This window comes from Nocardioides sp. CPCC 206348 (genome assembly GCF_048654705.1).
Lineage (GTDB): Bacteria > Actinomycetota > Actinomycetes > Propionibacteriales > Nocardioidaceae > Nocardioides.
This window is the reverse complement of record NZ_JBMCZA010000007.1, coordinates 8,557-17,628: the sequence shown is the minus strand read 5'-3', so window position 1 is coordinate 17,628 and position 9,072 is coordinate 8,557. Positions and strand designations below refer to the sequence as shown.

The following is a 9,072-nucleotide window of genomic DNA, read 5'->3' as shown; positions in this document are numbered from 1 at the left end:
GGTTTGTCACCGCCCGTACCGGCGACAAGTCACAACTCGAGGGTGACAAACCCCAACTCGGCGTCAGGCCTTCGCGAGCCCGTCGTCGATCATCTGCTGGTAGTGCTCGGTGACCGTCTCGGCGACGGGGCGGAAGTCGATGCCCAGCTCAGCGGTGGTGCGGCTGCTGTCGTACGCCAGCGGGTGGCCGACGTTCTTCTCGACGTACTCACGGGTCAGGCCGGCGAACGGGGCGCTCACCTTGACGGCCAGCTTGGGGGCGATCATCCGCGGGAAGGTGAGCTTGTTGCCGAAGGACGCAGCCAGGATCCGGCCGATGCCGAGCATGCTGATCGTGTCCGCGTTGGTGAGGTAGCGACCCTTGGCCTCGGGGGTGAAGCCAGCAGCGATGTGCGCCCGCGCGACATCGCGTACGTCGACCACGCCGAGGTAGAGCTTCGGGACACCGAGGGTCAGGGAGTAGTCGGTGAAGTGCTTCATCGTGTCCATCGAGCCGGAGACGCTCGAGGTGGTCAGCGCCGGGCCGAGCACGAGGCCGGGGTGGATGGTGACCAGGTCCCACCGCTCCTGGGCCTCGGCGATCGCCCAGGCGTCCTTCTCGGCGACGGTCTTGGAGTACGGGTAGGGCTGGTGCTCCAGGCTGCTGGTGGTGTTCCAGTCGGCCTCGGTGACCGGCCGACCGACGATGTCGCAGTTGTCGCCGTGCAGGGCGACCACGCTGCTGGTGAGGACCACCCGCTTGACGCTCTCGGTGGCGTTGACGCTCGCCAGCACGTTGCGGGTGCCGTCGAGGGCGGGGTCGACGAGCTGTGCCTGCGGGTCCTTCACCTTGCCGAGCAGGAACGGCGACGCCGTGTGGATGACCAGCTCGACGCCGTCCATCGCGGCCGTGAAGCTGCCCTCGTCGAGCAGGTCGGCCTGGTGGAGGGTCAGCCGGCCGGGGTGCGCGTCGGCCAGCGCGTGCAGGTGCTCGAGACCGTTCGGCTTCTGCGGGTTGCGCACGGTGGCGCGAACGGTGCGGCCGTCCTCGAGCAGCTGGCGCACGATCCAGCTGGCGACATAGCCGCTTCCACCGGTGACGAGGACGGGTGCGGCGAGATCTATCTGCGTCATGCGGTCACACTAGATGGCTCACCAGCTGACGGCGTCGCAGTCCGTGGAGCGGTGGCCCTCGATCTGCAGCGTGGCGTGCTCGATCTGGAACTGGTCGCGCAGCAGTGCCTGCCCGGCGCGCAGCGCGCCGCCGCTGTCGGCACCGTCGTCGAGCACGAGGTGCGCGGTGGCGACGTTCATGCCGGAGGTCAGGGTCCAGGCGTGCAGGTCGTGGACGTCGCGCACGCCGTCGATCGCGGCGAGCGCGGAGGTGACGACGTCGATCTCCAGTCCTGCCGGGACGTGCTGCCCCAGGACCGCCAGCACCTCGCGCCCCAGCATGACCGCTCGGATGGCGACGAAGCCGCCGATCAGGAAGGCGACGACGGTGTCCCAGACACTCGACCCGGTGGCGATGATCAATCCACCGGCGATGAGTACGCCGACGCTGCCGGCCGTGTCCGCGACGACTTCGAGGTACGCGCCCCTGACGTTGATGGAGTCCTTCGCGCCGGCACGCAGGAGGAACAGGGCGATCACGTTGACGACGAGGCCGAGGAAGCCCACGACGAGCAACGGGCCGCTGGCCACGTCGGGGTCCTCGCCGATGCGCGTGACGGCTTCGATGACGACGTACACGGAGACGCCGAGCATCATCAGCACGGCCAGGCCGGAGGCGAAGACCTCGGCCCGATAGGACCCATAGGTACGACGACCGGTGCTGTCCTCGCGGGTCGCGATCTTCGTGGCGACGAGTGCGGCACCCAGGGCCACCACGTCCGCCGCCATGTGCCCGGCGTCGGAGATCAGCGCGAGGGAACCGGTGGCGATGCCGACGACGAGCTCCACGACGAAGAAGGCCGCGACCAGGCCGAACGACAGCGCCAACCGCCAACGGTGGCGCGCGCCCGCATGGCCCGTGGCAGCGGGAGTGTGGCCGTGTCCGTGTCCGACGCCCATCACCACTCCTCGTCGTGCAGGGCCGCGGGCCCGAAGTTCGCGCTGAGCACGACCGCTTCGCCGGTGGCCTCGAGCAGGCGCTCGGTGGCGCGCAGGATCTCGGCGGTCGCCGCGGGGTGCGCGAGCGAGAACATCGAAGCGCGGCCGCTCGGCCGCGACACGACCAGGCCGCAGTCGCGGAGCAGGGCCAGGTGCTTGGAGACCGTCGACTGGGCGAGGCCGAGGTGGTCGGTGAGGTCGATGACGCGGTGCTCGCCGAGGGCGAGGTGCTGCAGGATCGCGAGCCGGTTGGGGTCACTGAGGCCGTGCAGCAGGCAGGCCGCCGCGACGAGCGCCTCGACCTCGCTGGCCGTCTCCACCTGATTCATCGCCATATGGCGATGTAATCACCATCTGGCGTCGCCGGTCAAGTCCGGTCCGGGATCAGAACGGCAGGCTCAGCACCACGCGGAGCGGCAGTCCCGGCCACGCGACACCGAGCCACAGGCTCCGGGCGACGACACATCCCGGGTGCTGGTGGCCGCGGGCGAGGGAGGTCGCCCCACCCACGACGGCGGCCAGCGCGAGGACTCCGAGCACGCCCCAGCCCACGAGGTGCGGTGTCTCCGGGACCACGACGGCCGCCACCCCGAACCCGAGCAGCACCAGGCCCGCCAGGAACGAGGCGGGGCTGACCGGGGTGTCCCGCTGCCGCCACGGTTGTTGGACCGGACGGCCGCATGCGCAGCGCTTCATGGCGGGAACGTACCCGGGCCCCCTCCCGCCCCACTCGTTCGGTGCCTATGCTCCGATCGTGCTGATTCGACCGGGCGAGCTCGACGCCATCCGTGCGGGCGACATCGACCTGGCCTTCCGCCGCTGGGACCGGGCCCGGGTGAAGGTCGGCACCCACCTGCGCACGGCCGTCGGCCTGCTCGAGGTGACCAGCGTCGAAGCGGTCGCCCTCTCGGCCCTGCGCGCGGACGACGCACGCCGCTGCGGCGCGGCATCGCTCGCCGCCCTCAAGGACGCACTCAGCGTCCGCAAGGACGGCCAGGTCTTCCGGATCGGTCTCCGCTACGCCGGCCCCGATCCGCGCGAGGTCCTGCGCGAGTCCGTCCCGACCGCCGACGAGCTGGTCGACATCCTGGCCCGGCTCGACCGCCTCGACGCGGCCTCACGGATCGGCCCCTGGACCCGCGCGACGCTCCGGCTGATCGACGCGAACCCCGAGGTGCGCGCCCCCGAGCTCGCGGAGCAGATGGGGCGTCCGACGCCGGAGTTCAAGGTCGACGTACGCAAGCTCAAGGAGCGGGGGCTGACCGAGTCGCTCGCGATCGGCTACCGCCTGTCACCGCGCGGCGAGGCGGTCCTGGACCACGAGGACGGCCCGCGCGAACGGGCACCCCGGCGCACCGGAACGCCACTCCCGCGCACCATCGGCGCCCCCGCCACCCGCGCCCTGCGGGCCGTCGACCTGCACACCCTCGAAGCCGTCAGCGGCTGGACCCGGCGCGATCTCGCCGCGTTGCACGGGGTCGGTCCGATCGCACTCGACCGGATGGCCGCCGCGATGGCTGCCGGCGGCCTGTCCTACGCGCCGGACTGAGCTTTCCCCGCGTGCTGCAATGGACCCATGCGCGCTGTCATCCACCACGAGTTCGGCAACCCTGCGGAAGTCCTCGGCGTCGAGGACGTGGAGGTGCCCGAGCCGGGTCCCGGCGAGGTGCGCGTGCGCACCCTGCTGGCGGCGATCCACAACCACGACCTCTGGACGATCCGTGGTTCCTACGGCTTCAAGCCCGAGCTGCCGGCCCGCGCCGGCACCGAAGCGGTCGGTGTCATCGACGCCGTCGGTGAGGGCGTGGACAGGTTCCAGGTCGGCCAGCGGGTCGCGAGCGGAGGGACGTTCGGCGCGTGGTCGGAGCTGTTCATCGCCAAGGCGGGCGGGCTGATCCCCGTCGCCGACGGGATTCCGGACGAGGTCGCCGCGCAGCTGGTCTCGATGCCGTTCAGCGCGATCAGCCTGCTCGAGTCACTGGAGCTCGCCCCGGGTGACTGGGTCGTCCAGAACGCCGCCAACGGAGCGGTCGGCCGGATGGTCGCCCAGCTCGGAGCCGCCCGCGGCATCAACGTCATCGGGCTCGTCCGGCGCGCCGCCGGCGTCGAGGAGCTCGCCGACCAGGGCATCACGAACGTCGTCGCCACCGACGCCGACGGCTGGGCCGACCAGGTCCGCGCGATCACCGGCGGAGCGCCGATCAAGGCCGGCGTCGACTCCGTCGGCGGACCCGCCAGCGGCGACGTCCTGTCCCTGCTCGCCGAGAACGCGACCCTCGTCGTGTTCGGCGCGATGGAGTCGCCCACGATGGAGCTGTCTTCCGGCGACCTGATCTTCAAGCAGGCCACGGTGAAGGGCTTCTGGGGCAGCACGGTCAGCCAGACCATGCCCGCCGAGCAGCGCCGCGCACTGTTCGGCGAGCTGATCGAGCGGATCGCGCAGGGCAAGCTGACCCTGCCCGTCGACACGGTCTACTCGTTCGACGAGGTCCGGGCCGCGGCCGCCGCGAACGGCGAGCCCGGCCGCAAGGGCAAGGTCCTGCTGCGCCCCTGAGCCGCTGCGGGTTCATCAAGGTATGTGGCCGAGTTGGCACTTCCCAGTGGTTGCCCACCGTGGGGAGTGCACCTTGGCCTGCATCCGTTGATGAAGCCGCACGTGCCAGTCAGGTGACGACGACGAGCTTGCCCGCGTAGGTCCCGTCCTCGAGGTCGCGGTGCGCCTGGACGATCTCGTCGAACTCGTAGACGTGGCCGATCGGCACCTGCACGCGACCGGCCTCGGCGTCGTCCAACCAGGCCTGGAGCACGTCGGCAGGCAGGTCGCCCGCGCCGCCGGAATAGCCGCCCAGCCACACGCCGCGCGGCAGGTCGCCCGTCGGGTAGAAGTCCGGCAGCGTCCACGAGTTCGACAGCATTCCGGTCATGCAGGCCACGCCGTGCACGCGGACGGTGGCGAGGGTGTCGAGCAGGGTCGGCGCCCCGACCAGTTCGAGGGCACGATCGACGCCGTCGGGGAACAGCGCCCGCACCTTGTGCGCGATCGTGCCGTCATCGATGACGACGTGGTCGGCGCCGAGGTCCCGCAGCACCTGCTCCCGGGCCGCCGAACGCGTCGTGGAGACCACCGTCATGCCGCGCTGCTTGGCCAGGATCGTCGCGGCCTGGCCCACCGACGACGTACCGCCGCGGACCAGGAGGGTCTCGCCGGGCTGCGCATCGAGGCCGACGGTGAGGGAGCCGTAGGCGGTCTGCAGCATCTCGGGCACGGCACCGAAAGTGGCCCAGTCGAGGCCGGTGGTGACCGCGATCGTGTTCTCGACCCGTACGACGACCCACTCCGCGTAGCCGCCGTTGAAGGTGCGGCCCATCCCGCCCATCATCGCGACCACCTGCTGCCCGACAGGGAGCTCGCCACCGGGGCACGCGGCCACCTCGCCCGTCGCCTCGATCCCGAGGACCCGCGGGAAGGTGACGCCGTGGGCCAGGCCGATCCGGGTGTGCAGCTCGGAGCGGTTGAGCCCGAAGGCGCGCACGCGGATCAGGACTTCACCGACGCCCGGCACCGGCACGGGGAGCTCACGGATGACGAGGCCCTCGGGCGGAGCCGGTGCCTCGTCGAGGACCACCGCGCGCATCGTGTCTGTCGGCTGCTTCTGCCCTGTCGTCATGGGACCAGAACCTACGCCGACGGCGAGCGATTCCAGTCGGTCAGGAATCAAGAAGCACGGCCGGCGGACCGCGCCTAACGTCGTCCACATGTTCACCAACGACACCCAGACCACACTGTCCGCCCTCACCCTCGAGGTGGCCGACCCGGCCGCCGCCCGGGCCTTCTACGCCGAAGCGTTCGGCTTCGACACCCAGATCTCCTTCCGCGCCACCGACGACACCACGAGCGGCTTCCGGGGCTTCTCGCTCTCCCTCACCGTCGCCCAGCCGGCCAACGTCAACGCCTTCATCGATGCCGCGATCGCGGCCGGGGCGAGCGTCCTCAAGCCGGCCACCAAGTCGTTCTGGGGGTACGGCGGCGTCGTCCAGGCTCCCGACGGGACGATCTGGAAGGTCGCCACGTCGAACAAGAAGGACACCGCCCCCGCCGAGAAGAAGTACGACGACCTGGTGCTCCTGCTCGGCGCGACCGACGTGGCCGCGACCAAGCGGTTCTACGTCGAGCAGGGCCTGAAGGTCGCGAAGAGCTACGGCCGCAAGTACGTCGAGTTCGAGGCCGGCTCCGGTCCGGTCAAGCTCGCCCTCTACGGCCGGCGTGCGCTGGCCAAGGACGTGGGCGTGCCGGAGGACGGCGCCGGCTCGCACCGTCTCGTCCTCGGCGGCTTCACCGCGACGGACCCCGACGGATTCATCTGGGAAGCCTCGGCCTGAGAGCCCTCAGCCCTGCTCCCACTCCAGGTGGTGCCGCAGCTGCTGGATGGCCGCCTCGAGGTGCCGGTGCATGATGCCGCGGGCGAACTGCTCCGCGATCCGTGACATCACCAGCCCCGACAGGGTGATCGTCATCGTCATCGTGACGAGGGACCGCTCGGCGCCATCGGGTTCGACGAGCAGGTCGAAGGTGTGGCGGGTGCCGCGCCGGGCGGTCCACGCCAGGTGATGGTCGGCGGTCCGGTCGACGTCCACGGCACCGCCGATGTGGAGGGTGCCGACGTCGAGGAACACCTCCCACTCCTCATGACCCGGTTCGTCGAGCTCGCCGAGGAACCGGAACCGGCCGAACCCGCTGATCAGCGGCAGCACCCGCTGGGGGTCGGTGGCGATGGCCGAGACCATGTCTCGCGGGCGAGCGACGGTGGCGGTGACCGTGGCCGTGGAGCTCACGTGGTCACCCGATCACCGGCAGGACGGTCTTCGCGGCGAGGGTCGAGAGTCCGGCCTGCATCACGCTGGTGACGTAGTCGTACGCCTCGTCCCAGTCGGGCTCGTCACCGAACCGCTCGGACAGGTCGATCGGGTCGAGCACCTGGATCCGGATCTTCGCCGGCAGCGGGATGTGCGGCAGGTCGCCCGGCAGGAAGCCCCACGGGATGCTGAACGAGATCGGCAGGGTCTTGACGCGCAGCAGCTTGTCGAAGCGCAGCAGCTTCGCGGTCTTCCGCCCGTCGTTCAGGACGAAGAAGGTGTCCTGGCCGCCGGTCGCCACGACCGGCACGATCTTCACCCCGTTCTCGTGCGCCAGGCGGAGGAAGCCCTTGCGACCGTCGAAGACGATCTTGTGGCGGTCGCGCCACGGGCGCAGTGCCTCGACGTCGCCGCCGGGATAGACCAGCACCGAACCGTCCTGCGCGAACACGTCGGCCGCCGCCCGCGGGGTGGCGGTGACCACGCCGAACTTGCGGGCGAAGCCGCCGACCCCAGGCAGCGAGGTCACCATCTCGTGGCCGAGCGAGAACAGCGGTCGGCCCTCGACGGTCATGTAGGTGTTGTAGGCGAGCAGAAAGACGAAGGTGTCCGGTACGCCGGCCCCGCCACTGTGGTTGCCGACGAAAAGCACCGGCTCGTCGGGCACCTTCTCGAAGCCGTCGACGTCGGCCCGGAACCACACACTGGCCACCAGCCACAGCCGCGGCAGCATCCGCCGGATGAAGGCCGGGTCACGCCCGCTGAGGTCCGCCAACGGCGCCTTCAGCAGTCGGCTCTTGCCGGCGGGGCGATCACTGCTGCTGGCCACGAGCGATCAACGAGGCGGTGGGCGGCGAGTGACGTGTGGCCCTGGTGCGCAGCGCCGGGAGCCTGGTCAGCGAACGACGAAGCCGAGCCACGAGCCGACGACGAGTGTCCCGACCAGGACCTCGACCCGGCGGGCGATCTTCGCGGGGTACACATTTCCCTCGAAGTAATGGGCGATGAAGCCGCGCTCGCTCATCGGCTGCCGACCCGCACCCTCGCGCCCCCAGTCCTCGATCCGGGACAGCGGGCACGCCGCACGCGAGATCGACATCCGGCCTCCCCAGGCCGCAGCGGCGAGGTGGGGCAGGAAGACCCACGGCATCAACCAGGCGAGGAAGCCGCCGAGGACGGTGAAGGCAACGAAGAGCATGTGGACGACGCACGCCGCGGCGGCCACCAGTCGATGCATGCCTCGACACTAGGGCCGCCGGGGTGGCCGCCCGTCATCCTCGACCCGGTCACTACCAGGCGACCGGGCCTGCTGCATCGAAGAAGGTCCCCGACGGTCCGTCGTCGTCCAGCAGGGCGGCACGGGCGACGACGACGGCCGCCTCGTCTGCGGGAGACGGGGCTGCGGCGCGGTTCTCGGGGCCGCCCAGGTCGGTCTGCACCCAGCCGGGACAGACCGAGTTGACCTTGAGGGGCGAGTCGGCGAGCTTCTTCGACAGCGCGATCGTCACGGCGTTCAGCGCCGCCTTCGACGCCTGGTAGGCGGGGACCACCAGGCCGAAGTACGGCGACGCCGGGTCGAGCTGGTCGTTGAGCGAGCCCATCGTGCTCGACACGTTGACGATCCGGCCCGCGTCGGAGCGCATCAGAAGAGGCAGGAAGGCCTGGGTCACAGCCACCGCACCGAGCACGTTGGTCTGGAAGGTACGACGGAACAGCTCGACATCGAGCGGCTGGTCCTGATCGGGGCTGGTCGCCTCCGGCAGGATCCCCGCGTTGTTGACGAGGATGTCCAGGCGGCCGAACTCGCGGGTGACCCGAGCGGCGGCTTCCTGCACGCTCCCCGGATCCTCGACGTCGAGTGCCACGGCGCTCGCCCAGATCCCCTCCGCGCGCAGCTCGAGCACGGCAGCCTTCGACCGTACGTCGTCGCGTGCCGCCAGCACGACGGTCGCGCCGGCCTTGCCGAGCAGGCGGGCTGTGGCCAGGCCGAGGCCGCGGTTGCCGCCCGTGACCAGCGCCATGGTGCCGGCCCGTACGGTGTGGTCCTTCGTGATCGTTGTCATGTCAACGATCTTCGGTGAGCCGCCGTTCAGGTGCTGGCGGAAATCCGACCTGGCACTCAGCGCA

General features: G+C 70.6%; 12 protein-coding genes. 3 read left to right on the top strand and 9 right to left on the bottom strand.

Annotated elements, in window-relative coordinates; translation table 11 throughout:
- Window positions 1–63: 63 nt before the first annotated feature.
- The 4 genes from ACOADB_RS00315 to ACOADB_RS00300 are packed head-to-tail and all read right to left on the bottom strand — an operon-like array spanning window position 64 to window position 2,787.
- Entirely contained in the window at window positions 64–1,113 is a 1,050-nt protein-coding gene (locus ACOADB_RS00315) for an NAD-dependent epimerase/dehydratase family protein (protein ID WP_378595925.1), read from the bottom strand.
- A gap of 18 nt (window positions 1,114–1,131) precedes the next feature.
- Window positions 1,132–2,052: a cation diffusion facilitator family transporter gene (locus ACOADB_RS00310; protein ID WP_378595924.1), complete on the bottom strand. Its 921-nt coding sequence runs from the start codon at window positions 2,050–2,052 to the stop codon at window positions 1,132–1,134.
- Window positions 2,052–2,426 carry an ArsR/SmtB family transcription factor gene (locus ACOADB_RS00305; protein WP_378595923.1) on the bottom strand — a complete coding sequence of 125 codons (375 nt, stop codon included), beginning with the start codon at window positions 2,424–2,426 and terminating at the stop codon, window positions 2,052–2,054. The genes ACOADB_RS00310 and ACOADB_RS00305 overlap by 1 nt, the downstream gene beginning before the upstream one ends.
- Before the next feature lie 49 nt (window positions 2,427–2,475).
- Complete coding sequence (locus ACOADB_RS00300; protein ID WP_378595922.1) at window positions 2,476–2,787, bottom strand: hypothetical protein; 312 nt, start codon at window positions 2,785–2,787, stop codon at window positions 2,476–2,478.
- Between the two features lie 58 nt (window positions 2,788–2,845).
- Between ACOADB_RS00300 and ACOADB_RS00295 the strand changes: the two genes are divergently transcribed.
- Together ACOADB_RS00295 and ACOADB_RS00290 are read left to right on the top strand one after the other, a co-directional pair.
- Complete coding sequence (locus tag ACOADB_RS00295; protein ID WP_378595921.1) at window positions 2,846–3,640, top strand: hypothetical protein; 795 nt, start codon at window positions 2,846–2,848, stop codon at window positions 3,638–3,640.
- Window positions 3,641–3,667: 27 nt separating this feature from the next.
- Window positions 3,668–4,645, top strand: a complete 978-nt coding sequence (locus ACOADB_RS00290; RefSeq protein WP_378595920.1) for a zinc-binding dehydrogenase — start codon at window positions 3,668–3,670, stop codon at window positions 4,643–4,645.
- 109 nt (window positions 4,646–4,754) lie between these two features.
- Here the strand turns inward: ACOADB_RS00290 and ACOADB_RS00285 are convergent, their stop codons facing one another.
- On the bottom strand, window positions 4,755–5,759 hold the full coding sequence (locus tag ACOADB_RS00285; RefSeq protein WP_378595919.1) for a zinc-binding dehydrogenase: 1,005 nt from the start codon (window positions 5,757–5,759) through the stop codon (window positions 4,755–4,757).
- Window positions 5,760–5,847: 88 nt separating this feature from the next.
- Here ACOADB_RS00285 and ACOADB_RS00280 point away from each other — a divergent pair, with 88 nt between their 5' ends.
- Window positions 5,848–6,471 carry a glyoxalase gene (locus ACOADB_RS00280; protein WP_378595918.1) on the top strand — a complete coding sequence of 208 codons (624 nt, stop codon included), beginning with the start codon at window positions 5,848–5,850 and terminating at the stop codon, window positions 6,469–6,471.
- Between the two features lie 6 nt (window positions 6,472–6,477).
- Here the strand turns inward: ACOADB_RS00280 and ACOADB_RS00275 are convergent, their stop codons facing one another.
- From ACOADB_RS00275 to ACOADB_RS00260, 4 genes are all read right to left on the bottom strand, one after another.
- Window positions 6,478–6,924, bottom strand: a complete 447-nt coding sequence (locus ACOADB_RS00275) for an SRPBCC family protein (protein WP_378595917.1) — start codon at window positions 6,922–6,924, stop codon at window positions 6,478–6,480.
- A 4-nt stretch (window positions 6,925–6,928) separates the two neighbouring features.
- On the bottom strand, window positions 6,929–7,774 hold the full coding sequence (locus ACOADB_RS00270) for a lysophospholipid acyltransferase family protein (protein WP_378595916.1): 846 nt from the start codon (window positions 7,772–7,774) through the stop codon (window positions 6,929–6,931).
- A gap of 66 nt (window positions 7,775–7,840) precedes the next feature.
- The gene (locus tag ACOADB_RS00265; protein WP_378595915.1) at window positions 7,841–8,182 is read right to left on the bottom strand and encodes a DUF2784 domain-containing protein; all 342 of its coding nucleotides are present in this window, start codon (window positions 8,180–8,182) and stop codon (window positions 7,841–7,843) included.
- Window positions 8,183–8,234: 52 nt separating this feature from the next.
- Complete coding sequence (locus tag ACOADB_RS00260; RefSeq protein WP_378595914.1) at window positions 8,235–9,008, bottom strand: SDR family oxidoreductase; 774 nt, start codon at window positions 9,006–9,008, stop codon at window positions 8,235–8,237.
- Window positions 9,009–9,072: the final 64 nt, after the last annotated feature.

Bases quoted from the DNA above. Each gene is read 5' to 3' on its own strand.
- ACOADB_RS00315 (WP_378595925.1), bottom strand. From the start codon at position 1,113: ATGACGCAGATAGATCTCGCCGCACCCGTCCTCGTCACCGGTGGAAGC.
- ACOADB_RS00310 (WP_378595924.1), bottom strand. From the start codon at position 2,052: ATGGGCGTCGGACACGGACACGGCCACACTCCCGCTGCCACGGGCCAT.
- ACOADB_RS00305 (WP_378595923.1), bottom strand. From the start codon at position 2,426: ATGGCGATGAATCAGGTGGAGACGGCCAGCGAGGTCGAGGCGCTCGTC.
- ACOADB_RS00300 (WP_378595922.1), bottom strand. From the start codon at position 2,787: ATGAAGCGCTGCGCATGCGGCCGTCCGGTCCAACAACCGTGGCGGCAG.
- ACOADB_RS00290 (WP_378595920.1), top strand. From the start codon at position 3,668: ATGCGCGCTGTCATCCACCACGAGTTCGGCAACCCTGCGGAAGTCCTC.
- ACOADB_RS00285 (WP_378595919.1), bottom strand. From the start codon at position 5,759: ATGACGACAGGGCAGAAGCAGCCGACAGACACGATGCGCGCGGTGGTC.
- ACOADB_RS00280 (WP_378595918.1), top strand. From the start codon at position 5,848: ATGTTCACCAACGACACCCAGACCACACTGTCCGCCCTCACCCTCGAG.
- ACOADB_RS00265 (WP_378595915.1), bottom strand. From the start codon at position 8,182: ATGCATCGACTGGTGGCCGCCGCGGCGTGCGTCGTCCACATGCTCTTC.
- ACOADB_RS00260 (WP_378595914.1), bottom strand. From the start codon at position 9,008: ATGACAACGATCACGAAGGACCACACCGTACGGGCCGGCACCATGGCG.